20 protein-coding genes are annotated in these 26,525 nt (G+C 38.4%); 7 read left to right on the top strand and 13 right to left on the bottom strand.

From position 1 onward, the window contains the following. Nucleotides 1–63: 63 nt before the first annotated feature. From dnaE to ACVWYN_RS15185, 3 genes are all read left to right on the top strand, one after another. Nucleotides 64–4,494 (top strand): DNA polymerase III subunit alpha, encoded by a 4,431-nt coding sequence (gene dnaE, locus ACVWYN_RS15195; protein WP_457289728.1) that lies wholly within the window; start codon nucleotides 64–66, stop codon nucleotides 4,492–4,494. Between the two features lie 73 nt (nucleotides 4,495–4,567). After that, complete coding sequence (gene trxA / locus ACVWYN_RS15190) at nucleotides 4,568–4,885, top strand: thioredoxin (protein ID WP_457289727.1); 318 nt, start codon at nucleotides 4,568–4,570, stop codon at nucleotides 4,883–4,885. Nucleotides 4,886–4,950: 65 nt separating this feature from the next. Beyond that, nucleotides 4,951–5,871: a DUF58 domain-containing protein gene (locus ACVWYN_RS15185; protein WP_457289726.1), complete on the top strand. Its 921-nt coding sequence runs from the start codon at nucleotides 4,951–4,953 to the stop codon at nucleotides 5,869–5,871. Here ACVWYN_RS15185 and ACVWYN_RS15180 read toward each other — a convergent pair. The 11 genes from ACVWYN_RS15180 to ACVWYN_RS15130 all read right to left on the bottom strand — a co-directional run bounded on the left by ACVWYN_RS15180 (nucleotide 5,849) and on the right by ACVWYN_RS15130 (nucleotide 18,376). Beyond that, nucleotides 5,849–7,042, bottom strand: coding sequence for an aspartate aminotransferase family protein (locus ACVWYN_RS15180; protein WP_457289725.1), 1,194 nt, complete (start codon nucleotides 7,040–7,042; stop codon nucleotides 5,849–5,851). The genes ACVWYN_RS15185 and ACVWYN_RS15180 overlap by 23 nt on opposite strands. Before the next feature lie 23 nt (nucleotides 7,043–7,065). Beyond that, a complete protein-coding gene (locus ACVWYN_RS15175; protein ID WP_457289724.1) occupies nucleotides 7,066–7,512 on the bottom strand; it encodes a hypothetical protein in 447 nt (148 codons plus the stop codon). Between the two features lie 10 nt (nucleotides 7,513–7,522). Then, a complete protein-coding gene (locus tag ACVWYN_RS15170) occupies nucleotides 7,523–8,143 on the bottom strand; it encodes a hypothetical protein (protein ID WP_457289723.1) in 621 nt (206 codons plus the stop codon). Nucleotides 8,144–8,177: 34 nt separating this feature from the next. After that, a complete protein-coding gene (locus tag ACVWYN_RS15165; RefSeq protein WP_457289722.1) occupies nucleotides 8,178–8,738 on the bottom strand; it encodes an RNA polymerase sigma factor in 561 nt (186 codons plus the stop codon). Between the two features lie 14 nt (nucleotides 8,739–8,752). After that, the gene (locus ACVWYN_RS15160) at nucleotides 8,753–9,712 is read right to left on the bottom strand and encodes a transketolase family protein (protein ID WP_457289721.1); all 960 of its coding nucleotides are present in this window, start codon (nucleotides 9,710–9,712) and stop codon (nucleotides 8,753–8,755) included. A 15-nt stretch (nucleotides 9,713–9,727) separates the two neighbouring features. Then, complete coding sequence (locus ACVWYN_RS15155) at nucleotides 9,728–10,573, bottom strand: transketolase (protein WP_457289720.1); 846 nt, start codon at nucleotides 10,571–10,573, stop codon at nucleotides 9,728–9,730. Nucleotides 10,574–10,713: 140 nt separating this feature from the next. Continuing rightward, complete coding sequence (gene bcp / locus ACVWYN_RS15150) at nucleotides 10,714–11,178, bottom strand: thioredoxin-dependent thiol peroxidase (RefSeq protein ID WP_457289719.1); 465 nt, start codon at nucleotides 11,176–11,178, stop codon at nucleotides 10,714–10,716. A 5-nt stretch (nucleotides 11,179–11,183) separates the two neighbouring features. Further along, nucleotides 11,184–12,899, bottom strand: coding sequence for a M23 family metallopeptidase (locus tag ACVWYN_RS15145; RefSeq protein WP_457289718.1), 1,716 nt, complete (start codon nucleotides 12,897–12,899; stop codon nucleotides 11,184–11,186). Nucleotides 12,900–12,901: 2 nt separating this feature from the next. Beyond that, entirely contained in the window at nucleotides 12,902–13,513 is a 612-nt protein-coding gene (locus ACVWYN_RS15140; RefSeq protein ID WP_457289717.1) for a fumarylacetoacetate hydrolase family protein, read from the bottom strand. A 61-nt stretch (nucleotides 13,514–13,574) separates the two neighbouring features. Beyond that, complete coding sequence (locus ACVWYN_RS15135) at nucleotides 13,575–14,099, bottom strand: T9SS type A sorting domain-containing protein (protein WP_457289716.1); 525 nt, start codon at nucleotides 14,097–14,099, stop codon at nucleotides 13,575–13,577. Nucleotides 14,100–14,215: 116 nt separating this feature from the next. Continuing rightward, a complete protein-coding gene (locus ACVWYN_RS15130) occupies nucleotides 14,216–18,376 on the bottom strand; it encodes a two-component regulator propeller domain-containing protein (RefSeq protein ID WP_457289715.1) in 4,161 nt (1,386 codons plus the stop codon). A 272-nt stretch (nucleotides 18,377–18,648) separates the two neighbouring features. On the opposite strand from ACVWYN_RS15130, the gene ACVWYN_RS15125 reads away from it, so the two are divergent. Further along, nucleotides 18,649–20,187 carry a glycoside hydrolase gene (locus ACVWYN_RS15125; RefSeq protein WP_457289714.1) on the top strand — a complete coding sequence of 513 codons (1,539 nt, stop codon included), beginning with the start codon at nucleotides 18,649–18,651 and terminating at the stop codon, nucleotides 20,185–20,187. Here the strand turns inward: ACVWYN_RS15125 and ACVWYN_RS15120 are convergent. Then, nucleotides 20,177–21,052, bottom strand: coding sequence for a helix-turn-helix domain-containing protein (locus ACVWYN_RS15120; RefSeq protein WP_457289713.1), 876 nt, complete (start codon nucleotides 21,050–21,052; stop codon nucleotides 20,177–20,179). The two genes, ACVWYN_RS15125 and ACVWYN_RS15120, sit on opposite strands and share 11 nt — an antisense overlap. Before the next feature lie 120 nt (nucleotides 21,053–21,172). Here ACVWYN_RS15120 and ACVWYN_RS15115 point away from each other — a divergent pair, with 120 nt between their 5' ends. Next, the gene (locus ACVWYN_RS15115; protein ID WP_457289712.1) at nucleotides 21,173–22,240 is read left to right on the top strand and encodes a medium chain dehydrogenase/reductase family protein; all 1,068 of its coding nucleotides are present in this window, start codon (nucleotides 21,173–21,175) and stop codon (nucleotides 22,238–22,240) included. Nucleotides 22,241–22,288: 48 nt separating this feature from the next. Here ACVWYN_RS15115 and ACVWYN_RS15110 read toward each other — a convergent pair whose 3' ends face one another. Then, entirely contained in the window at nucleotides 22,289–23,350 is a 1,062-nt protein-coding gene (locus tag ACVWYN_RS15110) for a phosphatidylinositol-specific phospholipase C1-like protein (protein ID WP_457289711.1), read from the bottom strand. A gap of 160 nt (nucleotides 23,351–23,510) precedes the next feature. Here ACVWYN_RS15110 and ACVWYN_RS15105 point away from each other — a divergent pair, with 160 nt between their 5' ends. Then, nucleotides 23,511–24,821 (top strand): ATP-binding protein, encoded by a 1,311-nt coding sequence (locus tag ACVWYN_RS15105; RefSeq protein WP_457289710.1) that lies wholly within the window; start codon nucleotides 23,511–23,513, stop codon nucleotides 24,819–24,821. Between the two features lie 251 nt (nucleotides 24,822–25,072). Further along, nucleotides 25,073–25,681, top strand: coding sequence for a TlpA family protein disulfide reductase (locus tag ACVWYN_RS15100; protein ID WP_457289709.1), 609 nt, complete (start codon nucleotides 25,073–25,075; stop codon nucleotides 25,679–25,681). Nucleotides 25,682–26,525 lie beyond the last annotated feature (844 nt).

Here is a 26,525-nt window from a genome sequence, read left to right as displayed (position 1 = left end):
ATTAAATTTCCGTATTTTTGATGAATCATTTGATCACCGAAGCGGTCAATTTAATATATTCCTATGTACTTGATTTTTGATACTGAAACTACTGGTTTGCCTCGTAATTGGAATGCCCCACTTACCGATACAGAAAACTGGCCGCGCTGTATTCAAATTGCCTGGCAGCTTCATGATGAATTCGGTAATCTGATAGAAAATCAAGATTATCTGGTTAAACCGGAAGGGTTTAATATCCCATATGATGCGGAGCGAATTCATGGTATATCAACTGAACTGGCCACCGAGCAAGGTATTGTGCTATCAGAAGTTTTAGAGAAATTTGTTGTTGCCTTATCTAAATCAAAATTTCTGGTTGGTCAGAATGTTGGCTTTGATGTTAACATTATGGGCTGTGAATTCCATCGCCTTGGTATGGATAATATCCTTTTACAGATGCCAGTACTTGATACCTGTACTGAAGTTACAGCAGAATTGATGCGGTTACCTGGTGGAAGAAATGGGAGGTATAAGTTGCCTAATTTAACAGAACTTCATCAGTATCTTTTTGGAGAACCTTTCTCTGAAGCGCACAATGCCACTGCAGATGTGGAGGCTACAACCAGATGTTTCCTGCAGTTGCTTAAAATTGATGTGTTCAAAGAAGATCAGTTGCAATGTGCGCCAGATTACCTAACACTTTATAAACAGAGAAACCCTGGTGCGATAGGTAAGGTTGGATTGAAACATATTAATCTAAAGTCTGCCTCAGAAGATATTCGTAAAAGACTTCAACGAAAGGATGGAGCCGGACTTGGTAAAAAAGACCTGGCCAGTAGCATCGAAAGTTTAAAGGATGCCGCATTTGTACATTTGCACAACCATACCCAGTTTTCAGTATTACAGTCAACCATTAGTATAGCTGATTTGGTTAAGACTACCGCAACGCATAAAATGCCCGCAGTTGCGATGACTGATCATGCCAACATGATGGGTGCATTTCACTTTGTAACTCAGGTACTCAACCACAATAAGGCTGTCGAAACAAAAAATGCTGCAGCAATTGAAAATGGGGATCTGGCAACAGAAGTTATGATCAAGCCAATAGTTGGGTGTGAATTTTTTGTATGCGACAACCATGAAGATAAAAAGAGAAAAGACGACGGGTATCAGGTAGTATTGCTTGCAAAAAATAAAAAGGGTTATCATAACCTGGCAAAGATGTCGTCAATTGCTTACACAAAAGGCTTCTATTATGTACCTAGAATAGACAGGGCAGTAATAGAAAAATATAAGGAAGATATTATTGTTCTTTCAGGAAATCTGTATGGAGAGATCTCTAGTAAGATCCTCAATATTGGTGAACGTCAGGCTGAAGAAGCTTTGTTATGGTGGAAGGAGCAATTTGGTGATGATTTTTATATGGAAGTCATGCGCCATAGTCAGGATGATGAAAATATCGTAAACGTAACCTTGATTTCTCTTGCAAGGAAGCACAACGTGAGCATCGTTGCTACGAATAATACCTATTACATCAACAAAAAAGATGCAAATGCCCATGACATCTTATTGTGTGTCAAAGATGGCGAAAAGCAGGCTACTCAAATAGGTAGAGGTCGCGGATACCGCTACGGATTGCCGAATCAAGAATATTATTTTAAGTCGGCCGATGAGATGAAGGCACTTTTCGCAGATCTACCAGAGGCTATTACTAATATTCAATCGATAGTAGACAAGATTGAGATATACAAACTAGCCAGAGAAGTGCTATTGCCTAAATTTGATATACCACAAGAATTTGTTGTGTTGGAAGATGCGCAAGATGGAGGAAAGAGGGGTGAAAATAAATACCTGAGACACTTAACTTTTGTTGGTGCGGGCAAACGCTATGGCGAGTTAACACCGGAAATTACCGAACGTTTGGATTTTGAACTTCAAACTATTGAAAAAACGGGATACCCGGGGTATTTTCTTATTGTGCAAGATTTTATTGCAATGGCCAGGCAGCTGGATGTTTCAGTTGGGCCCGGTCGTGGTTCTGCTGCGGGTTCTGTGGTAGCCTATTGCTTATGGATTACCAATATAGATCCAATAAAGTACGACCTGCTTTTTGAGCGCTTTCTTAATCCGGATCGTGTTTCAATGCCTGATATTGATATTGATTTTGACGATGAAGGTCGTGGACGCGTAATGGATTACGTAATTAAAAAATATGGGTCAAATCAGGTAGCACAAATCATTACCTATGGTACAATGGCTGCCAAATCTTCGATAAGAGATACGGCAAGAGTTTTGGATCTGCCTTTGTTTGAGGCAGACAAAATTGCGAAGCTTATTCCTAATATGAAGCTTGCCAAGATTTTCACCCTGGATGAAAAGGTATTAAAGGGGGCACTTAGGGCGGATGAATACGAGAAGGTGCTGGAACTAAAGGCTATGGCCGCCAGCAAGAATCTCAGTGCAGAAACCATATTACAGGCTCAGATATTAGAGGGATCTTTGAGAAATACAGGTATCCATGCTTGCGGGGTAATTATTACTCCAGATGATATTACCAATTTTGTGCCCGTTGCTACGGCAAAGGATTCTGATTTGTATGTTACTCAGTTTGATAACTCAGTAGTAGAAAGTGCGGGGTTGCTTAAAATGGACTTTTTAGGTCTAAAAACCTTAACCCTTATCAAGGATACTGTTAAGTTGGTAAAGCAGGTTCACAACCTGGAGCTTGATCCTGATAACTTTCCTATAGATGATGTAAAGACTTACGAGCTTTTCCAAAGAGGTGAAACTATCGGTATTTTCCAATATGAAAGTAATGGAATGCAGAAGTATATGAAGGAGCTTAAGCCTACCGTTTTTGGCGATTTGATTGCGATGAATGCGCTTTACCGCCCGGGCCCTCTGGAGTATATTCCCAGCTTTGTCAAACGAAAGAACGGAGAAGAGGAAATCAAGTATGATTTGGATGCCTGCGAGGAATACCTGAAGGAAACTTATGGAATTACAGTTTACCAGGAACAGGTGATGCTTTTGTCGCAAAAGTTAGCGGGTTTTACTAAAGGTGAGGCAGATGTTCTGCGTAAAGCGATGGGTAAAAAGCAAAAGGAAGTGCTTGATAAGATGAAACCGAAATTCATCGACAAGGCAGCAGAAAAAGGTCATGATCCTGTTATTTTGGAGAAGATATGGAAAGACTGGGAGGCTTTTGCCTCTTATGCGTTTAACAAGTCCCATTCCACTTGCTATGCATGGATTGCTTATCAAACTGCCTATTTAAAGGCACATTATCCTGCCGAATATATGGCTGCGGTATTGTCTAACAATATGAGCGATATTAAACAAGTTGCTTTCTTCATGGAAGAATGTAAACAAATGGGCGTTCAGGTTTTAGGTCCGGATGTTAACGAATCTGACATAAAGTTTTCTATAAATGTGAAGAATCAGGTTAGATTTGGGCTGTCAGGTATTAAGGGGGTTGGTGATAAAGCTGTTGAGAGTATCATTTTAGACCGCTTGGAGAATGGATTGTATAAGGGTGTATATGATTTCGCAAAAAGATCAAATACGCGTACTGTAAATAAAAAAGCCTACGAGAGTTTCGTATATAGCGGAGCGTTTGATGGATTTGGTAACCACAGGGCACAATACTTTTTTATCGGACAAAATGATAAAATGAATGGCATAGAGAAACTGATAAAATATGCCAATGATTTTCAAAACAATGAATCATCTTCACAATCGTCTTTGTTTGGTGGTTCTGTAGCAGATCTTATATCGGAGCCAACATTGCCTGTAGCACCTGAATGGACATTATTAGACCGGCTTAAATTTGAAAAGGATGCAATTGGTATCTTTTTGAGTGGCCACCCACTAGATAATTATAAGCTTGAACTGGACAGGTTCTGTATGCATACGGTAAAACATCTATCTCTTGTTAATAAAATTAGATTAGGAGATACCAATGAGGAGGTTCTTGCAGATTTTGAAAGTATTAAGAACCGAGAATTAGTGGTTGGAGGTTTGGTAGTTTTAGCATCACAACGTATGACAAAAACTGGGAAACCTTTTGCAACAATTGTTTTCGAGGATTATGAAGATACCTGCGAACTGGCATTGTTTGGAGATGATTTTATTAAATTCAAACAGTTTCTTACGGACGGTTATTTCTTGCGTATTAACGGAAGAGTTGCAGAACGTTTTAGAAAGGAAGGAGACTGGGAGTTTAAGATTAGTTCTATCGATCTGTTGTCTGAAGTTAGAGATAAGCTGGCTAAGTCTATTACTTTGCAAATTCCTCTGGAGAAAATTACAGACGATTTAATGGGGCAAATTCATGTCTTATTGGAACACAATAAGGAAAATTCAGAACACCAACGTTGCCAATTGCTGTTTGAGGTATCAGACCGGGAACAGAATGTTAGAATCAAAATGCCCTCCAAAACAATTAAAATTAACCCCAATAACTATTTGCTGGAACAATTGATGGCCCTGGATGTTAACCCAACGTTGAACTAATGTCATTTTGGCATGAGCATATTTGAATGGCATTACAATTGATTATATATTTGTATAAATAAAAATAAGAATTATGGCTTTGGAAATAACAGATGCAAATTTCGAGGAACTTGTATTAAAATCAGATAAACCCGTTTTGGTTGATTTTTGGGCAGAATGGTGTGGACCATGTCGTATGGTAGGACCTGTAGTAGATGAGATCTCAAAAGAATATGAAGGAAAGGCAATTGTAGGTAAAGTTAATGTCGACAATAATCCTCAGATATCTACTCAATTCGGTATTCGTAACATTCCTGCTTTATTATACTTCAAAAATGGAGAAGTTGTAGATAAGCAAGTTGGTGCTGTTCCGAAATCTGTGTTGGCAGGTAAATTAGACAAACAGTTGTAAGAAATAAGTATATATACTTTTAGAAAGCGTTCATTAATAATGGACGCTTTTTTTATATTTACCCTATGGAGTCACCCATCGATAAGCAGGATATTCCTTTTGGATCTAATCTGGAATTGCTAGCCAGTCAGGTTGTTGAAGGCTTTATTACCGGTCTCCATAAAAGCCCTTTTCATGGATTCTCAGTGGAATTCGCGGAGCATAGATTATACAATGCAGGTGATAATATTAAAAATATAGATTGGAAGCTTTTTGCGAGAACAGATAAAATGTTTATCAAGCGCTATGAAGAGGAAACCAATCTGCGTTGCCAATTTGTTATAGATGTTTCTTCATCTATGTATTTTCCTCAGCAGTCCTACAACAAGTTAAAATTCTCAGTAGAAGCTACAGCGGCGCTCATCTTTTTATTACGCAGACAGCGAGATGCTTTTGGACTGAGCCTGTTTTCAGACCATCTATTATTAAATACGCCTGCTAAATCTACAACTACACATCAAAAGTATTTGTTTACCCATTTGGAGACGCTTTTAAATACAACACAGTTAAATGTTAAAACTAACTTGGAGCAAGCACTGCATCAAATAGCCGATTTAGTACACAAAAGATCTATGGTGGTTATTTTTAGTGATCTCCTAAACACCATTCAGGACGACAAAAGTACTGATGCACTTTTTTCAGCCATGCAGCATTTAAAGTTTAACAAGCACGAGGTAGTGATTTTCAATGTTATTGATAAGTCTAAAGAAGTTGACTTCAATTTTGAAAATAGGCCATATGAATTTGTAGATATGGAGACAGGAAATGTAGTTAAAGCACATGCCTCTAAAGTAAAGGAAGCCTATCTTTATAAAATTAAAGAGTATAGGCAGAGCATCCAGATGAAATGCACACAATACAAAATAGATATGATTGATGCTGATATTTCCGGAGGATTTTATCCAATATTACAAGGCTATCTGATTAAGAGGCAGAAGATGAGCTGATGTTTTTCAGTATAATTTTACAGGCTTTAGTAATTTCTTCTTTAGTAATTATTAAAGGAGGAGCTATACGCATTGAGTTACTGCAATGCAAAAACCAGTCGCTGATTACCCCATCTTCAATACATGCATCAATAATTTTCTTGTTGAGATCGAAACTCTCAAATTCTATTGCGATCATTAGACCAATTCCCCTTACCGATTTAATCATAGGATGAACCAGCAATTCTTTGAACAATTCTCCTTTGCTGGTCACTTCAGCAACCATGTTTTCACGTACAATAGCCTCTAGTGTAGCCAATCCTGCCGCGCAACTTACCGGATGCCCACCAAAAGTTGTGATATGTCCGAGTATTGGATTGGTAGCAAGCGAAAGCATAATTTCTCTTGAACTAACAAAAGCGCCTATTGGCATTCCGCCGCCGATCCCCTTGGCAAGTAATAAGATGTCTGGAATAATATCGAAATGTTCAAATCCAAACATTTTTCCTGTTCTTCCAAAACCACACTGAATCTCATCCAGTATAAGCAAGGTTCCTGTTTTCGTACACTTTTGCCTTAATGCTTTAAAATAGGTTTTGTCTGCAATCCTTATTCCAGCTTCACCTTGTATCGTTTCAATAAATACAGCAGCTGTTTTAGAGGTGATGCGCTCCAAGTCTTCCATATTATTGTAATCAATGAATTTTACATTGGGAAGTAATGGTCGATAAGCTTGCTTAAACTCTTCATTTCCCATCAGGCTCAATGCACCTTGTGTACTTCCATGGTAAGAGTTGTTACAAGCAATAAATTCAGTGCGTCCCTTATATCTTTTAGCAAGTTTCATAGCGCCTTCAACGGCCTCTGTGCCAGAATTAACAAAATAGGTGCAATCTAACGGATCAGGAAGCAGGTCTGCAAGTGCTTTAGCAAAATTAACCTGCGGACTCTGCACAAACTCGCCATACACCATAATGTGCATATAGCTTTCCGCCTGGTCTTTTACTGCTTTAACAACGTTAGGGTGGCAATGGCCAACGTTACTTACTCCAATACCTGCAATCAGGTCCATGTAGGGCCTTCCTTGTGTATCGTAAAGATATATTCCTTTGGCTCTGGAAAACTCCAGAAGGAGAGGAGCTAGAGTAGTCTGAGCATTATGCTGAAGAAATAGCTGGCGTTGTGTAAGCATTGCCAAAACTACAAAATATTCAATTAAGGGTGTCCCTGAGAACGGTATTTAGATAATATCTCTTTTTTAAAGGCTTCCTGGGCTCTGTAAAATTTACCAACAATTTTAATGGGAAGGTTGGATTTTAGTTGGTTATAATATTTTTTCTCCAGATTGAGTTCTCTTTGTTTAATGTTGAAATCATTAACAATAAGAGTTTGTACTTCACTATCAGAAAGTTGTTCTATTTCATCAATCTTACGGAAACTAATCATCTTTTGCATACGTTCTTTACGAAGTTCTGATTGATCACTTTGCCATGAGTTGTAAATAGGCCAAAAGATTTTAGCCTCATCTGGCGATAAGTCTAGTTTTTGGGTTAAATAACTTACTTTATAAGCTTCTATTTCCTTGAATCTATCACCTCCGCGTTGTGCAGAAGAGGTTAAAGGAAATGTGAAAAACAGCACTATAATAATTAGATATTTCATTTAGGTAATATTAGTATTCAGTAGTTAAATCAGCGGAAGAAAAGTTAGTAAGAATATAGTTTTCTAATGCAGCCTGGTCATTGGCTATTTTATTCGTTTCCGGTGCTGCTATATGCTCAATAATCACATCCTCATCAATATCAAACAACATTTGTTCTGTAGCAATATCAGTATTACTAACACGCTGAACAGTAGATCCCTGGTTAAAATAAACTCCCAAGCCAGCAACAATTACAAAACACGCTGCAGAAGCATACTTTAATAATTTAGAGTGCCAAAGACGAACAATTTTAGATTTCTGAACAACACCCGTAGTTTTAGCTATAATTGCAGCTCGTGATTCCTCAAAGTAGTTTTCAGGAACACTATAAACCTGATCTTTTAATTTTAAGGTCTCTAAGTATGTTATCGTTTTGATACTTTCTGCCACGCCAGTGAAATATAATTCGGGCACTTCAAAGCCTTGGTTACTGGTTTCAGACTTTAATTCTTCCAAATAAACCCGGGATAATATCTGCGTATTTAACTCATTAAAATAGCCATCTGGAACAGAAAACACCTCCCTCACAGCAATCCCAGCTAATGTGGGTGCCTCCGCTCTCCAATCCTTATTTTCTAAATTTTCTCCCATTACAGATATATTGATGTTTTAAATCGCAAAAGGTTTAAAAGGTAACGTCATCATTTAGCAAAAAAGCTTCAATTTTTTTTGTTGCTATGTGAAAAGAAGCTTTTAAAGCACCTACACTCGTTCCTGTAATCTCAGAGATTTCCTCATATTTAAGGTCATCATAGTATTTCATGTTAAAAATCAGACGTTGTTTATCCGGTAAGGTAAGTATTGCTTGCTGCAATTTCATTTGGATCTTATCTCCATTAAAGTAGGAAGAAGCAACAAGAGTTTCATTCAGTTCTAACGAAACTTCATCTAACGGTATGTTGTTTTTTTGCTTTTTCTTATTTAGAAATGTGATTGATTCGTTGGAAGCTATCCTATAGATCCAAGTATAAAGCTGCGAGTCACTGCGGAATTTCTCCAGGTTTTTCCAAACCTTTATAAATACATCCTGAACAAGATCATCTGCATCATCATGATCAATTACCAGTCGGCGGATATGCCAATAGATTTTTTGCTGATATTTAGTTAAAAGCAAGTTGAAGGCTTCGTTACGAGTTTTTTCATTTGAAAATTTCTCGAGAATCTCTGAGTCTTCAACTTGCTTCATATAGGGTAATGCTGTTACTTCTTAACTCTTTTGATCACTTTTTGTACTGCTTCAATAATGTTTATGCTGTCGAGGCCGTATTTGGTCATTAACTGATCAGGTGTTCCGCTTTCTCCAAAGCTATCATTCACGGCTACAAATTCTTGTGGACTAGGTAATTCAGTAGAAAGAAGTCTGGCAATACTCTCGCCCAGTCCGCCAAATTTGTTGTGTTCTTCACAAGTAACCACACAACCTGTCTTCTTAACAGATTTTAGTACCGCTTCCTCGTCAAGTGGTTTGATGGTGTGGATGTTTATAATCTCGGCATCAATACCTAGCTCGGCTAACTTTTCTCCAGCTTCAATTGCTTTCCAAACCATATGACCTGTGGCAATAATTGTAACGTCAGTACCTTCATTTACCATCCATGCTTTACCTATCTCAAACTTTTGATCAGGATCTGTAAATACAGGAATTACTGGTCTTCCAAAACGCAGGTAAACAGGGCCATGGTGCTCTGCTATGGCAATTGTTGCTGCTTTAGTTTGGTTGTAATCACATGGGTTAATCACAGTCATGCCTGGCAACATTTTCATCAAACCTATATCTTCAAGAATTTGGTGTGTAGCCCCATCCTCTCCCAAGGTTAAACCGGCATGGGATGCGCAAATTTTTACATTTTTATCTGAGTAAGCTACTGACTGGCGGATTTGATCATAAACCCTGCCTGTGGAGAAATTGGCAAATGTACCTGTAAATGGTATTTTACCACCGATGGTTAGGCCTGATGCTATTCCTATCATATTTGCTTCTGCAATACCAATCTGGAAAAACCTTTCAGGAAACTCCTTAATAAATGCTTCCATTTTTAGAGAGCCAACAAGATCAGCACAAAGTGCTACAACTTCAGGGTTTTTCTGTCCAGCTTCCAACAATCCGGCGCCAAAGCCAGAGCGTGTATCTTTTTTTTCAGTATATGTGTACTTTTTCATTCTTATTTGGTCGGCTTAATAATCTTTTAGGGAACTTGTTAACTGATTTAATGCTGATGCCAATTGTTCATCATTTGGCGCAACACCATGCCACTTGTGCGATCCTACCATGAAGTCCACACCATATCCCATTTGGGTACTCATTAAGTTTAAAATTGGTTTGCCTTTGCCAGTTAATGATTTTGCATAGTGAAGCGCTTTAACTAAAGCCTCCATATCATTACCATCAGAATTGATCACATGCCATCCAAAAGCCTCAAATTTATCCTGAAGATTTTCCAAAGACAATATCTTCTCTGTTGGACCATCAATCTGTTGTCCATTGTAATCTATACTTGCAATCAAATTATCAACTTTATTAAAAGGAGCATACATAATTGCTTCCCAATTTTGGCCTTCCTGTAATTCGCCATCTCCGTGTAGAGAAAAAATAATAGCCTTATCTTTATTCAGCTTTTTAGCAAGCGCTGCACCAATTGCAACAGACATTCCCTGCCCTAAAGATCCTGATGCTACTCTAATGCCCGGAAGTCCTTCATGCGTAGTAGGATGTCCCTGAAGCCTAGAATTAAGCTTTCTAAAAGTAGCCATTTCACTTATGTCAAAATAACCAGATCTGGCTAAAACACTATAAAATACAGGAGAAATATGCCCGTTAGACAGGAAGAACAAATCTTCATCCTTACCCAGCATTGTAAAATCTGATGAGTGATTCATCACTTCAAAATAAAGTGCGGTCATGAAATCTGCACAACCTAAAGATCCACCAGGATGGCCTGACTGGCATCCATGAACCATTCTAACAATATCCCTTCTTACCTGGGATGCAATATCTTCTAATTCTTTAATTGTATGTTTCATTAACTTGGTTATTGATTAATAAAACAAACTTAGATAAAATTGTCTTCATATTTATGCCTATCCGACTATAATTCTATAGCTTACTACATGTTGTTAAGAAACCTTAATGCACAATTATAGAGACAGGAGCAACAATTTATTTAAACCGATAAAAGGTCCAATACCTGAGCTGAGGCATTTTTAGTGTCTACTTTACTAATGATGTGTAAAATGGTTCCTTCTTCATCAATAATAAATGTTTTGCGATTGGTGCCCATATACGTTTTGCCATACATGCTTTTTTCTCCCCAAACTCCATAAGCTTCTACAATCTTTTTATCTGTATCTGCGAGTAGCGGAAACGGCAGTTGGTGTTTGTTAATGAATTTTTTGTGTGATTTTTCATCGTCCGTACTCACACCAAGTACTACAATACCTTTGGCTGCAAGTCCTTGATAATTATCCCTGAAATCGCAAGCCTCTGCTGTACAACCAGGGGTGTCATCCTTTGGGTAAAAATAAAGTACAACCTTTTTTCCGACAAATTGTGCCAGAGAAATTTGATTTCCATCCTGATCTTGTACACTAAATTCTGGTGCCTTTTGGCCTTCCTTTAATTCGCTCATCGTATTTACTTGTAAAATGTAATTGAATAGTTTTTAATGTTGTCTTTCATGTCTGCCACAACCAATTCAAAGGTATGCTTTCCGAGAGAGGTTAACTCATCAAATGTATACCATAAAGATGCTGTTTTAGCATCAAATTCCATCAAAACCCATTTTCCGTCTATATACCCATTAAAGCTTTTAATGCCAGAAAGATTGTCGCGGATCTTGAACATCATCTTGCTAATGCCTGCCATGTTTTTACCGTTTGTGATGTTTTGTGGTAAAACAATAGGTGGTACCGTATCAATTGCAATAAAAAAACTACCAAAACTCCGGGGTTTAGCTTTTACATAACCGTTTTCGTAATAACCTCCTTGTGAGGCCCTGCCAGTACTTACAACCAATGCTTTGTCTTTATATTTATCAAGACTGCTATCTGCCCTTATCCATAATTCAAATCCAATATGAAGCGGGGTAAGGCTGTTGTGGATCTGATGAATGGAAGAAAATGCATTAGCTGTCGGTTTTGGTTGTGTCTTGTAAACAAAGTTAAGGTCGTTGTAAAGTGTTCCCTTAGGTAAAAGGACCTTAATTTGGTCATTATTAAATTCATTGTCTTTCGCATAAGAGAATGTTGATCCCAGTGAAGGAGTAGCTTGTATCGAAGCCATTTCTGCCTTAACCTGAAAACTAAGTGTACTTTTATTTCCCTTGCCATCAGTTACGATATATTTTAATTGATGTAAAGTGCCATCGTTAAAATCAATGCGTCCGCGGTTTACCAGATTGCTATAGATGGTAAGTGGGTTGCCAGGATCTACAAAACTTTTCTGAACGCTTCTTTTGGTATTCATATAAAGTGGGCAGTCAATATGGGAATTGATTGCTTTACTATCTTCAAACTCGAAACTCTCAACTGCTGAAGTAAATACATGCTTTCCATCCAGAAACAATTCTATAGAATAAACACCGTTAAGCCCTGAGGCACCGTTATGTCGGTCTGTTGCCACAAGGCCGAATCCAATTTCTCCACCTAAATTTAGGGTGGATGATCCAGTGAGTTGGTAACTCCCAGAACTACCTGACACTTGTAAAAAACGCTTGGAAGTAAATTCATCGAATGGCTTTTTATTTAACTGGTATACATATATGGAAGAGATAACCGGTGGTATATTATCTGGGATTTCCAGTCCAAACAACTGTGGATTTATGGTAGGCTCCGTCTTGGTATTCCTAATTTCAAAGTGTAAGTGTGGTCCACCAGAGCTACCTGTATTTCCGCTGTAAGCAATCACATCACCTTTGTGTACAGGTATCAATAATTGATCTGGAAACTCATCTATCTCGTAGCTTTTCTTTTGATACTGTAGCGTTTTAACCTGGAGTGCAATCTTCGGACTATACCTCGAAAGATGTCCATATACAGAGGTAAATCCATTTGGATGATTAATATATAGCGCCAATCCAAAGCCACTATTTTGCACCCTTAGTCTGGAAATGTAACCATCTGCAACAGCATAAACTGGGTAGCCCTGGCGCTGGTTAGTGCGGAAGTCCATGCCAGAATGAAAATGGTTTGACCTGAGCTCTCCAAAGGATCCTGCAAGTGCAGGAGGAGCAATATCCAATGGCATTCTGAAATTATTAAGTGGATATTTGTTGCCGCTAAATATTTGCTGTGCATTGGTTTGCACTATTGTCATAGCAAGTAATAACAATAAGAGATATGATTTTACCATTGCTATTTAATCTCAAAATTTAACAATTTATTACCTGCAAGGTTACCAATCAGCTTGTCACCCTGGTGCACTTGTCCAACGCCTTCTGGAGTTCCCGTAAAGAGGAGGTCTCCTTTTTTTAAGGTGATGTATTGTGATACAAAAGCAATGATTTGCTCGTAAGAAAAAAGCATGTTGCTGGTATTTCCTTTTTGTCTAAGATCACCATTTATTTCCAGATCAAAGTCAAGCTGTGTTAAATCCCCTAACTTTTCCTTCGGTAAAAAGGCGCTAACTGCTGCTGAATTATCAAATGCCTTAGCGAGTTCCCAGGGTAAGCCTTTGGTTTTATGATCTGTTTGTATATCTCTTGCAGTAAAATCAATACCCAGACCAACCTCATCAAAATACTTCGATGCAAACTTCTCTGCAATATTTTTTCCTTCTTTGCAAACTTTCAACACAACCTCAACTTCATAATGGATATCGCTAGAAAATTCTGGCAAATAAAAAGGCTTGTTGTCTTTGAGAACTGCAGTATCTGGTTTAAGGAAAATAACAGGCTTATTTGGAATGGGGTTGTTTAATTCCTTAGCATGCGCGACATAGTTACGGCCAATAGCAATAATTTTCATTCAATAGTGTTTTTACGAAAATAGGAATTATGAGACAGAAAAAGGAAAATATGTTAGCCTTTTATAGTACTGAGATGCGCTTTACAACGGTCTCAGATCCGGCAACAACCTTCAGAAAATAGATTCCTGTATTCAAACGTTCAGGGATGTTATAGGTCTTCGTCTGTTCACCTGCGCCAATACGTTCATTTGCCAGCGTGACTACCTCGTTGCCAAGAAGATCCATAATTTTAACAGAGAAACTAGTTTCACGATCTATGCGAACGATTACATTTACCTCGTCATCTACAGGATTCGGATAAACCTTTAATACGGCAAGTAATTTATCGTTTTTAGCAGCAATACCAGTAGGAGTCGTTTTGCTTGCAGAAATTGCTTCCGCATAGGGAATAAAACCAAAAAGATACTTTGGTTTATAGGTGGGTACAGTACCCTTAATTTGAGGCGTATTTACCATCTTTTTAGATCGGATACTATTGATAGAACTATCCGCTTTCTGAGCAAAAACAACTGTACTGCCTAATACGCAAATGCCAATCAGGCAAAAGATATTCAGCACAAGCGTTACAATTCGTTTTATACTCATATTGGTGAAGTCAAAAATATAAATAATAAAACAAAAAAATCAAGCTTTTTGTTTCTAATTTACACTTTTAACAATATTTAACAAGTTATTACGTTTGTCCAATCTACCGCTAGCTTCTATTTTGCAGCCTCTTTAATGGAGTTTTTGATACTTTCCAGTTTAACAGGTTTAGCCAAATAGTCATTCATCCCGGCTTTCAGGCAAATTGCTTTGTCTTCAGGCATGGCGTTTCCAGTCATTGCGATAATGTAAGGCTGCTTAACTAAAAGCTTCCTAATCAAACGTGTAGCTTCCAGACCGTCCATTATTGGCATCTGCACATCCATTAATACCAAGTCGTAAATATCGCTTTTTATGGCTTCTATTGCTGTAAGTCCATTTTCTGCCAACTTTGCTTCATAACCTAGCTTTTTTAATACCATTAAAATCAGACGCTGGTTAACCTCGTTGTCTTCTGCCACCAGTATACGCAAAGGGAATTCTAGCGCGAAATTTTCTTCAAGAATCTTCGTGTGTATTGAGACAACTGGTGCTGATAATTGTGTTTTCAGGGCTTCTTGAATGCTTCGTAACAATTGTTTTTTCTTAACAGGCTTAGTTAGGATGGCAGAAAAAAGACCTGGATATTTATGCTTGGTCTCATCACCTATAGAGCTGAGCATCACAACTGGTAAAGGGTTTTTATTCCTCATGTTGGCCTTTGCAAGGTCAATGCCATCATTTTCAGGCATTTCCATATCCGTAATGATTAGCTTAATATCTGGTTCTTTCTCCAAATATTCTAATGCCTCCCCTACAGAATTGCTTACAATAGGAACAAGGTTCCAGTTTAGCAATTGAGTTTTAAGAATTATTAGATTGGTCTTATTGTCGTCTACAATCAGCACCTTACTACCTAAAAGACCCTCCAGGTTTACTTCTGATGTGGTTTGCACAGGTGCCTGTTTGCTAACACGAGCCTGTATCGTAAAGTGGAATATCGATCCTTTTCCGGCTTCACTGGTCGCCCATATTTTACCACCCATTAAATTGACCAAACGCTCACTAATGACTAAGCCCAATCCTGTGCCACCATATTTTCGGGTAGTTGATGAATCAACCTGACTAAATGCTTTAAAAAGATTATCCATTTTTTCCTCAGGAATACCAATTCCTGTATCGTGGACACTAAAACCTAGGGTTAGCACATCTGGCGACCCAGAGTCTACATTATAAACATTGATAAAAACCTCACCCTTTGAGGTAAATTTCAATGCATTGCTGGTCATGTTGATAAGTACCTGTTTTAACCTAAGACTATCGCCCACTATATAATCGGGAAGACCAGTACTAATCTGGTAAATCAAGTCAATGTTTTTTCTGGCAGCCTGTTGCGCAAACAAATCCATAACTTCCTCAATAACCTGGCACAGTTCAAAATCTTCCTCTTCAATATCCAGTTTCCCAGATTCAATTTTAGAAAAATCAAGGATGTCATTAATCACACTCAGCAGACTGTCGCCGCAAGAAATAATGGTTTCCGTAAACTCTCTTTGTTCGGCATTCAGTTCCGTCTCACCAAGCAGGGAGGCCATACCAATTACACCGTTCATTGGGGTTCTGATCTCATGGCTCATGGTGGCCAGGAAAATGCTTTTTGCACGGTTGGCTTTTTCTGCTTCAGCCCTTAATGCTTGCTCGTAATCTTTTTGCGCATAAAGTTCTTCAGATTGTACGGTCAGTTCTTCAGATTGTGCCTGCAGTTCTTCATTTAGCGCTTGCATTTCGTTAGCCTGGTTCTGGATTACAGCCGTTCTTTCTTTCACCAGGTTTTCCAGTAGCTCATTTTGTTTTAGTATGGAGTTGATCCGGTACCGGTACACCACATAAATGATTGCGAAAATAACCAGGACTGACAGGACTCTGAACCACCAGGTTGCCCAGAAGGGTGGAACAATAGTGACTTCAATACTTGCCATCCTGGGCGACCAAATACCAGTGCTGCTTTGGGTTTTAACCTTAAATACATATTTTCCAGGAGGCAGATTGGTATAGACTGCATTGTTGTTGTTTCCTACTTCGTTCCAGTTGGTATCAAAACCTTCTAACTTATACGCATAACGTTTTTTTTCGGGAGATATGGCATCCAGTGCTGCAAATTCAAAGGAAATAAAAGATTGGTTGTGGTTTAGCCTGATGGATTTTGTTTCAGAAATATCCAGTTTTAGTGGAGAACTGTCCCGCGAATTTTTAGCGACCTCAACGGTTTTATTAAACAATTGAAACTTAGTAATCACCACGGGAGTTTGATAATCAGCTGTACCAATAGTCATAGGATTAAAAGAATTAAATCCATTATTGCCACCAAAGTAAATCTCTCCAGATCGGCTTACTAAAGCTGACTTTTGTTTAAACTCACTACTCTGGATGCCATCTTCTACAGTGAAATTGATAAATCGTTTGGTTTTCGGGTTGAATTTAGACAAACCTCCATTTGAACTAACCCATAATATTCCATGCTTGTCCTCTACCACAGCCTGTGTATAATGGTTACTTAGCCCATTCTTGTCAGAAAATACTTCGAATTTAGAAGTACGCGGATTAAATTTATGGAGACCGGCAAACGTAGTGACCCAAATATTACCCAAGTGGTCTTCCAGTATATCGGTGATGGTATTGTCGCTCAATCCATTGCCTTTCCCACTTTCATACCGTGTAAAACTGTTGCTTTTTTGGTCATAATAGTTTAAACCCCCGTCATTTGTACCTACCCATACGTTACCTTTTCTATCGGGTTCAATGGCGGTAATAAGATTGCTGCTTATAGAATGAGCATCTGCAGAATTATGCTCGAAATGAGCAAACTTGTCGCTTCTGGGATTATATTTGTTTAGACCGCTCCCGAAGGTACCTATCCACATTTCACCACCCTGACCAGGAGCAATCGAATAAACATTATTGTTACCCAAACTTCCCGGGTCTTTAGGGTCGTTTCTCAATGTCCTGAATTTTTTAGTCCTTGGATTATAAATACTAATGCCATCTCCCCAAGTACCTATCCACAAGTTTTCAGCACTATCGCTTTCTATCGCCAGAACGTAGTTCCCAGTGATGCTGCCTGGAGATGAATTTTTCATGAAGGCGCTAAATTTTCCAGTCTTTTTATCCAGGAAATTTAAGCCGCCACCATCAGTTCCAATCCAAAGGTTTTCCTGACTATCCTCATGAAAACTGAGCACAAAATTATTAGATATGCTATTAGATGAAGTATGATTATAATGCAAAAAGTTATTACTTTGAATTTTATAAAGGTTTAACCCACTGCTATATACCCCAATCCACATATTGCCTGCACGATCTCTTTTGATGATGTTGATAGAGTTGTTGGTCAAACTGTTTTGGTTAATTTCATCATGCACATGTGTAATGAAGTGCCAGGTGTCTGGATGAAGGATGCTGAGGCCACCATTTTCGGTTCCAATCCAAAGGTTACCGCTATTGTCCTCAGAGATGGTTTTTACATCGTCATGTGCCAGTGAATTAACCTGTCCCGCCTGGTGCCGAAACATCCTAAAGGTATTTGTAGACTCTTCAAACAAGTTTAATCCAAAATCATAGGTGCCAATCCAAATTCTCTTTTTACTATCCTCAAAAATTGAGGTGACTCCATTGCCAGATATTGCTCCCTTCGAATTATCAGCTATAAATCGGTGAAAGGAGTTTGTCTTTGAGTCAAAGAGACCAAGTCCGTATTGGGTGCCGGCCCAAAGGCGGTGTTGGCTGTCCACAAGCAGAGCCGTTACCGCGTTGCTATTGATGCTTTTTGGGTCTGCAGCTGAAGTTTGGTAGTGAATTGCAGTTCCTGTTTTTGGATCAAAATGATCAAGACCATTAGTTGTACCTAGCCAGATCGTTTGATCATCAGCAACTGCAATCGTATTAATCCTTGTTGCTGCAATGCTATTTTTCTTTGCTTCGTCATGTTCATAACTATAAAAGCGGTTTTGCTTACGGTCGTATTTATTAAGTCCCCCTTCGTTTGTCCCTATCCAGATATTGCCTAGATGGTCTTCTGCCAAATCGGTAACAAAATCATTGCTTAATGTGCTATTGTCCTTATGCTTATGTCTAAAAATTTTAAAATTGGTGCCGTCAAACCTATTTAAACCATCTCTGGTTCCTATCCAGATAAACCCCCTGGAATCCTGAAGTATACAATTTACATTGTTCTCTGAAAGACCATTCCTGCTATCCAGGTGATTAAAATGAATTTGTCTCGTTTGTCCTTGTGCAGTCATTACAAAGACTAGCAAAAAGGCAGATATTATCAAAAATTGGACTTTGCAAGTATATTTTTTCATCAGGCGTTATTCGATATTTGGTCAGGATGATTTATAAATAAACGAAAAAAATTAAGATTATACTATATTATTCATACACAATTTTAGCGGAGTCAAATCTTGTTTGTCGTTCATTAAGACCTTATCTTTGAAATTTGCGACCTGACGGCAACCTATAGGTCGGCAAAACACAATGGATAACTCAATGAATTAGTAGATACCGTAATTTGATGCAACACAAAAGCCTTACAAATACCTTATTTTTACTTATTACCGCTGCCCTTTTTATTAACTCTGCTGCTAGTGGTCAAGATAAGCAAATCTCTTTAAATATCGACCTCACAAAAACATATCAAACCATCAATAATTTTGGAGCATCTGATGCCTGGGCATGTCAGTTTGTGGGCAACTGGCCTGACGAAAAGAAAAATAAAATTGCAGACTTACTTTTCAGTAACGACAATTTTCCTGATGGATCGCCCAAAGGAATTGGCTTATCCATGTGGCGATTCAATATAGGTGCCGGAAGTACTGAGCAAGGAAAGGAAAGTGGAATTAGGGATGAGTGGAGAAGAGCGGAATCCTTTTTAAATGCAGATGGCAGTTATAACTGGGAAAAACAATCCGGACAAATTTGGTTCTTAAAAGCAGCAAAGGAGCGTAAAGTAAATCAATTTCTAGCTTTCACGAATAGCCCACCGGTCAATTATACGGTCAACGGGAAAGCTTTTTCCAGCAATGGAAAGGTCAATATCGCAGCTAGCCGATATGATGATTTTGCAACATTTCTGGTTAAGGTGATAAGCGGAGTTGAAAAAATCAGCAAAATTAAATTTAATTACCTCTCTCCGGTAAATGAACCGCAATGGGACTGGAGTGATGGAACTCAGGAAGGATCACCCTATTTAAATACCGAAATTGCGGGCGTTACAGGAGCAATTAATAGAGCATTTGTAAGTGAAAAAGTGAAGACAAAACTCATCATTGCTGAAGCGGGTAGTGTTGAATATTTGATCCGTGATGGTGACAAGCATGGAACAGGGTCACAGATCAATGATTTTTTCAAACCTGGCGGTCAAAACTACGTTGGTAATTTACCTTCAGTAGCTCATACTATAACTGGTCATAGTTATTTTTCCACATCTCCAACAGAGCTATCAACTAGAGCCCGCAAGGCGATAGCAGAAGGAATTTCAAAAATACCAGGGCTTAACTACTGGCAGTCTGAATATTGTATCCTTGGCGATAATGCTGGTGAAATTAAAGGAAGGGGTCGCGATTTAGGGATAGATGCCGCTTTATATCTGGCGACTGTAATACACACTGATTTAACAGTTGCCAATGCCACAGCCTGGCAATGGTGGACGGCTTTATCTCCTTATAACTATAAAGACGGACTAATCTATCTCGATAAAAATAAAGTTGAAGGGAACTTTTATGCAAGTAAAATGCTATGGGCATTAGGTAATTATAGTCGTTTTATAAAACCTGGCGCGGTAAGAATCGATGTTAAGGCATCAGGAACGCAATCGAAAAATCAAGTACTTGCATCCGCTTTTAAAAAAGGTAAAAGTATAAGTATTGTCCTGATTAACCCGAATGCGGAAGATCTTACTGCCGATATTCATATTATTGGTGGCAAAATGAAGCTTGTTTCGGCAAATTTAACATCTTCAACATCCGATCTAAAGTTGGAGGAAATACCGAAAGATAAAATCGTTATACCACATCGTTCCATTTTAACATTAACCGGAATAATTAAGAAGTAGAAGAGTAGGTATCCGCATTGATGCAAATACTGCCACTTTTTAATTGCTTAAAGAACTGCAATGGCGACATGCCCAAGAAGTACTTAAAATCCTTATTCAAATGGCTCTGGTCGTGGTAATTGTGCGCCTCTACCAATTCCATCAGATTAGGCTTTATCCCTTTAAGCTCCACTATTTTTGTAACTACGGCCTTAAAACGCAGGTAGCGCAGTAATTCCTTAACAGAATAGCCCACTGTTTGCTGGAAACGTAATTGTATAGCTCTGGGTGTAACCCCATTACTTTCAGCAAAAGCTTTTGCGGGATCCAGTTTAGGGTCATTAAAAAAAATATTGTTGGCAATAATGGCGCTAGTCAGCATGTCACTTGTGCTTATTGCGGCAATAGTTAATTCCGTAAACCTAGCAATGCGTTGTTCAGTATCTGGTAATTTTGCCAGCTCTTCCCACCAGTCTTCCATCCAATCCGCATCTGCTATCACCCCTTCATACCCGGTAGCCCCTGTTTGCTTCAATTCTTTAATTCCATTGCTAAAGAGGCGATGGAATCCATTAAACTTAAAATTAATCAGCAACAAGTCCGCACCCGGCTCCAATTTGTATTGTAACAATTGCCTCAGCGGGCCAATAATTGCCGATCTGCTGACTACCAGCGGAGTTGATAATGCTTTTGGAAGTTTAATCTCTACAGGAGTACCGAAACTAAATGCCAGCATCATTTCCAGGTTCGGAACCAATTGGTGACTAACTGATTCTTTATTCATTGAAAAATCAAAGTGATAGAAATGGCTAATCACTAGCTCCAGCGGAGATCCGGCAGGGTAATATGTGCCGTTTTCGGCATCGGGCAATAGGCTGTTTTCCATAAGAGACCTGATAAATATAAGGAGTATTTAAGCAATACCCTTGCTTCGTTTTCTTACAATTTTGAGAAGGCCAGGTGATATAGATTTGTAAAGTCAATCTGTAAATAAAAAGATCGAATTATGAAAACTATATTAAATCAACAATCAAGTTCAAATTCAGCAACTGCTGATCTAAACGCCATAAAAGTAGTCTTACCTGGAATCGTACAACCAGAGGGCTTTTTAATAGAAAAACTTTCAATACCTGCGCCGGGAGCCGGACAAGTGTTGATTAAGGTAGAAGCTACTGGTATTTCTTTTGCCGAGCAATCTATGCGTAGAGCAAGATACCCTGGTCAGCCTTCTTTTCCCTTCGTTCCGGGATATGACCTGGCGGGTACAGTTACTGTCTGTGGCGAAGGAGTTGATGCAGATTGGTTAGGAAAACGTGTAGCGGCATTAACTAAAACAGGTGGTTGGGCCAGCCATGTGATTGCTGAAGTTGGTGTTTTGCTAAACGTTCCATTAAATGTTGATCCGGCAGAGGCAGAATCACTGGTAGTTAACGGCATTACTGCCTGGCAAATGTTACATCGCGCAGTAAAATTAAAAAGTGGAGATACCATTTTAGTACATGGAGTTAATGGTGGGGTAGGGACCATCCTGACGCAATTGGCACAATTGGATGGTTTGCGGATCATCGGAATGGCCTCCGCCCGCCACCATCAGGTACTTAGAGAAAAAGGTATCGAGCCAGTTGATTATCACGATTCCAATTGGGATAAGGTGGTGCGCAAGCTAGCTCCAGAAGGTGTCGCGGCAGTTTTTGATAACATAGGCGGAGAAACTGCTGAACGTTCTTTCCGGTTAATAAAAAAAGGTGGGAAGCTGGTTTGCATGGCCATTTCATCAGAATTAAACTCAACACGCTCATTGTGGCTACCCTTTATTTATCTGATTGCAAAGGTGCTCTGGTGGAAGGTATTTCCAAACGGAAAGGACGCTACTTTCTACAATATCTGGGCAGGAAAAGGCAGTATAAAATTTATGACAGATATGACCGCAGATTACGATCAACTCATGGCATTGGTACAGGCCGGGAAATTGAAGCCACAGATAGCAGCCCGCTATCCACTAAGTGAAATTGTAACCGCAATGAAGTTTGCGGAGTCACGGACTGCCTATGGAAAAGTGATCCTCTTACCTTAACGATTAGCTGCGGCTGCTAGGTAAGAAAAGACATAGCAGATAGCTTGATTAAAATAATGGGTTTTTTCTAATGTACTTACCGTTCTTGAAAATGATTTGAAAATCTGATTTGAAATGAGTGCTTTTTATGTAGTAATCTGTCGTGATGATTTGTGCCCCTGATGCTTCTGCAGCTTCAAAATCAGAATAATCCTCTGTTCTAGCTTGTTGAGTATCGGCATCGGCTCTGGTTCTGATGATGTAACCTTTTTTAACCAACTGTGGGATCAACGGATCTTTTGGGTTGTTTCTGATCATGATGGCCGCTTCCGGCATTCCTGCATCTGCATTTGCAAATAAAACCCGACCTTTCAGCGATGCATGATCTTTGATATAAGTCTCCATTTTTTCATCTCTAGCATCAAGAATAAAGACAAATTTTCCTTTTGCATTCTTCAGTTTGGGCCAGTTTTGATGTAATACCGCATCCTCCAACGTTTTATATTTACCTCTTACCCTATCTGGCGTTAGTACATGTTTTTCTCCCAGGGTAGTCAAGATGGCTTTATCAAGTTCGTCAAAAGTGTGCTGACTAAATTTCTCGGGAATGGTCATGTCAGGCAGGTTAATTTTCTCGTCTTTTGCTTCCAAGGTGATAAAAACTGGGCTATGATCCGTGTGTCTATCAGACCATTTTTTTAATTGCTGCAATGCATCGGTAAAGGTTAAGGCCGAGCTTCTAAAATCCAATTCCTGAATGTGGAGAATTTTGAAGCCTGGGGCCTTCATCTCCCCTTTTTCATCATACGGCGCTTGGTTTTTAACCAATTCCAATCCTTTTGGATGTGCATATTTTCCACCTAAAGTATCAGAATAAACATCAAACTCCATGTTTCTTAGGCCCAAATCCAACTGTGTAGAAAAAGGGAGGTGTTCGTAATCAATTTTACTGGCCGACACCGAATCCATTTTTTGAAAGAAATTAAATAATAGGGGATCTATTGCTTGTTTATAGCTGTTATGAGATCCAATTACCTGTATTTTATTGATAGGGGTATTGTCCTCTAAATTATCAGTAACAAGAATAATTGGTGAGGCTAGCAGACAAGTTGCAAAAAATAATGCTTTCATATTTAAAAATAGGGAATAAGACCCATAAAATGAGTCTTATCATTGCACGAAAAATAAAATAAAAAATTACCTCAAATTAGTAATTAATATATTAGGATTGTATTTTTGTAATGGTCATTATTTTAATGGCCATTAAGATAATGGTTGTTAAAGTATAATTATGAGATTTTACGGAAGATCTGAAGAGCTGAAATTACTTAGGATAAATGAGGTTCAATCAAAAAGCACAGCTTGTTTTACGGTGGTGGTGGGCCGTAGGCGCATTGGTAAGACGTCCTTACTGCTGGAGTCTGTAAAGAATCAGAAATATCTCTATTTATTTATTTCCCGCAAAAATGAGCGCTTGCTGTGTACGCAGTTGCAAAGCGAAGTTCAGGATGCGCTGGGATTACAGATCTTTGGCAGCATTACTACCTTCCAAGACCTTTTTGAGCAATTGCTGATCTATGCTACCAAAACGCACTACACGCTTGTCATTGATGAGTTTCAGGAATTTGAATATGTAAACCCGGGAATTTTTAGTGATATTCAACGGCTTTGGGATAAATATAAGGACCAGGCGAAAATTAACTTTATTGTTTGTGGGTCAATATACTCACTCATGTTACGGATTTTTGAAAATAGGAAAGAACCTTTATTTGGGCGCTTAACTTCAAAAATTACACTTCAGGCATTTCCGGTAAGCGTGATGAAAAAGATTTTGAGTGATTATAACCCTAAATATGAAGCTGAAGATTTACTTTGTTTGTATGCGATTACGGGAGGTATAGCAAAATATATAACGTTATTGATGGAGGCTGGGGCAACAAAGGTTGCCAAAATGTTTGATTTCGTAACAAGGTCTGACAGTCCTTTTCTAGTGGAGGGCAGGGATCTACTTATTTCAGAGTTTGGTAAGGAATATGGTACCTATTTTTCTATATTACAATTGATTGCTTCAGGAAAAACAACACAGACAGAGATTGATTCTATTGTCGGAAAGAATACCGGTGCCTATTTAGCTAACCTGGAGAAGGACTATTTGTTGATCAGTAAAAATAGGCCTATGTTCTCTAAGCCTGAAAGCAGGAAAGCAAAATGGAGCATTAGCGACAACTATTTGAGGTTCTGGTTTAGATTTATTTACCCAAATCAGTCGATGATTGAATTGGGTAAATATGAATTGCTAAGAGAATATATAGGTGGAAATTATGAGCAATATAGCGGATTGATCCTGGAAAAATATTTTAGAGAAAAACTGGCTGAAAGCGAACGTATTACAGCAATAGGAAGCTACTGGGACACAAGGGGTGGAAATGAGATTGACCTGATCGCAATCAATGAACTTGATAAAACTGCTGTTTTAGCAGAGGTGAAGCGCAATGCTAAAAAAATCAATTTAAGCATGCTTGAAATTAAATCACAATCGATACAAAAAGAGTTGTCCAAATATAAAGTCGAATTCGCAGGTTATTCAATGGAAGATATGTAAATGAATAAACTTATATCTAGACCAATAGTTACAATTGATACACCATAGCAGGAACAAATAAAAAATAGTTAGGCAAAATATGATCTATTAATTATTTTGTTCCTGCCCCAGATTGCTATAAAACTAAGAATTAGTATGTGATTAATCGAAGCGTAAATAGTGAAACTAATGATTAAAGCAGCTTCTGTAGTTTAGCAGTAAAATCAGGAATCAACAGATGACCGGAGAAATGAAAATTGTAATTTCGCAATATGAGCAATCACAACACTAAAAAGGACCATAAACAGTGGTTAACTTTTTCTAATATCACCACAACGATACTCGTGCTTTTTATGCTTGCCATGGTTTTTAGTCCGGAAGCTAAAGGGTTGTTGATTCAGGGATTAATGAAAGTGGGCTTTTTTCAACCAGATATTCGACAAAACGCTAAGCAGAATGGAACTTCAGTTCCTGAACAGCAGGTCTTATTTACAGATGTAAATGGAAAAACGATCACATTGGCCGATCAGAAAGGGAAAGTGGTTTTTATGAATTTCTGGGCAACTTGGTGCCCTCCTTGCATTGCCGAAATGCCATCAATTAATAGCTTGTATTCAAAATATAAAGACAACAAAAACGTGATTTTTATCCTGGTGGATGTTGATGGAAAGATCACGGCCTCAACAGCATTCATGAATAACAAACACTTAAGCCTTCCGGTATTTATATCAGCCAGTGAAATTCCAAATGAGTATTTTTCGGGATCAATGCCAACTACTGTAATTTTAGATAAGGCAGGGAACATTGCCTTCCATCACGTAGGAGGTGCCTATTATGAAAATCCTGAAGTCTCCTCATTTATTGATAAGCTCGTTAAGTGACCTGATAAAATTTTATCATTCTTGGAATTGAAGCTTACATCCTTGATGTTTTTTAGCCATGACATTTTTATTTATGATTTATACTATTGTGTATATGTCTAAATATTCTGGCTAGTGTGTTTGGATATTCGTTTATATTACTTGTACACAAAAAAGTATAAGTTCTGGGTCTTTTCGGCCTTCTAGGGGTATGTTCTGGGTGAATACACCGAGCCAACAGCCATCAAACACCCAGAACACACCCATTAAACACCGATTTGTATGCATTTCATATCGAAACACGATCAATGTTATTAATTCTCTTTTCTTTTTGTTCAGATACCTTGATAGCTATCTCATAAGTATTAATTGGGCAATAACCCTATGTATACCCTAATTAGGCCCTATAGAGGCCCTAGAGATACCCTATATTATAAAAATAGGAACGGAACTGATCCGCAAAGAGGATCAAAGTTCTCAATTTTTTCAATCCATGATTTTTGTGATAATGGTAGTATCACAAGATCCAGCTAAATGGAATCATCTCCTTAACTTTAATGATGTTTTATTATTTTACCATTAAGCATATAGCTGGCAGCTTTGCCAACTTTTCCGATTAATATACCAGTAGAGTTAATTTTCCCATAAAGAATGAAACATAGTTAACACATTTGTTCATTCATGTTTGCTACATCTACGGATGTATCAACTATGTACCAACTATCTATCAAGTATGTACCAACTAAATAACAATATAGATTAATCTCTAATAGCTTATTGAAATGCGACTTGGAAATGAAAATAATCGGTAGGTATTCTAAGTTTTTTCCAGGAACAATGCAAGGCTTAGGTTTCCAAGGAAACC

The sequence above is a fragment of the Pedobacter sp. UYP24 genome (genome assembly GCF_054057295.1).
Note: the sequence above shows the minus strand (reverse complement) of the source record. Positions and strands in the feature narration are given on the sequence as shown.

Coding starts and splice junctions, on each gene's coding strand:
- ACVWYN_RS15175 (WP_457289724.1), bottom strand. CDS start 7,512: ATGAAATATCTAATTATTATAGTGCTGTTTTTCACATTTCCTTTAACC.
- ACVWYN_RS15160 (WP_457289721.1), bottom strand. CDS start 9,712: ATGAAAAAGTACACATATACTGAAAAAAAAGATACACGCTCTGGCTTT.
- ACVWYN_RS15180 (WP_457289725.1), bottom strand. CDS start 7,042: ATGCTTACACAACGCCAGCTATTTCTTCAGCATAATGCTCAGACTACT.
- ACVWYN_RS15125 (WP_457289714.1), top strand. CDS start 18,649: ATGCAACACAAAAGCCTTACAAATACCTTATTTTTACTTATTACCGCT.
- ACVWYN_RS15130 (WP_457289715.1), bottom strand. CDS start 18,376: ATGACTGCACAAGGACAAACGAGACAAATTCATTTTAATCACCTGGAT.
- trxA (WP_457289727.1), top strand. CDS start 4,568: ATGGCTTTGGAAATAACAGATGCAAATTTCGAGGAACTTGTATTAAAA.
- ACVWYN_RS15135 (WP_457289716.1), bottom strand. CDS start 14,099: ATGAGTATAAAACGAATTGTAACGCTTGTGCTGAATATCTTTTGCCTG.
- ACVWYN_RS15120 (WP_457289713.1), bottom strand. CDS start 21,052: ATGGAAAACAGCCTATTGCCCGATGCCGAAAACGGCACATATTACCCT.
- ACVWYN_RS15170 (WP_457289723.1), bottom strand. CDS start 8,143: ATGGGAGAAAATTTAGAAAATAAGGATTGGAGAGCGGAGGCACCCACA.
- ACVWYN_RS15105 (WP_457289710.1), top strand. CDS start 23,511: ATGAGATTTTACGGAAGATCTGAAGAGCTGAAATTACTTAGGATAAAT.
- ACVWYN_RS15100 (WP_457289709.1), top strand. CDS start 25,073: ATGAGCAATCACAACACTAAAAAGGACCATAAACAGTGGTTAACTTTT.
- ACVWYN_RS15110 (WP_457289711.1), bottom strand. CDS start 23,350: ATGAAAGCATTATTTTTTGCAACTTGTCTGCTAGCCTCACCAATTATT.
- ACVWYN_RS15155 (WP_457289720.1), bottom strand. CDS start 10,573: ATGAAACATACAATTAAAGAATTAGAAGATATTGCATCCCAGGTAAGA.
- ACVWYN_RS15140 (WP_457289717.1), bottom strand. CDS start 13,513: ATGAAAATTATTGCTATTGGCCGTAACTATGTCGCGCATGCTAAGGAA.
- ACVWYN_RS15165 (WP_457289722.1), bottom strand. CDS start 8,738: ATGAAGCAAGTTGAAGACTCAGAGATTCTCGAGAAATTTTCAAATGAA.
- dnaE (WP_457289728.1), top strand. CDS start 64: ATGTACTTGATTTTTGATACTGAAACTACTGGTTTGCCTCGTAATTGG.
- ACVWYN_RS15145 (WP_457289718.1), bottom strand. CDS start 12,899: ATGGTAAAATCATATCTCTTATTGTTATTACTTGCTATGACAATAGTG.
- bcp (WP_457289719.1), bottom strand. CDS start 11,178: ATGAGCGAATTAAAGGAAGGCCAAAAGGCACCAGAATTTAGTGTACAA.
- ACVWYN_RS15115 (WP_457289712.1), top strand. CDS start 21,173: ATGAAAACTATATTAAATCAACAATCAAGTTCAAATTCAGCAACTGCT.
- ACVWYN_RS15185 (WP_457289726.1), top strand. CDS start 4,951: ATGGAGTCACCCATCGATAAGCAGGATATTCCTTTTGGATCTAATCTG.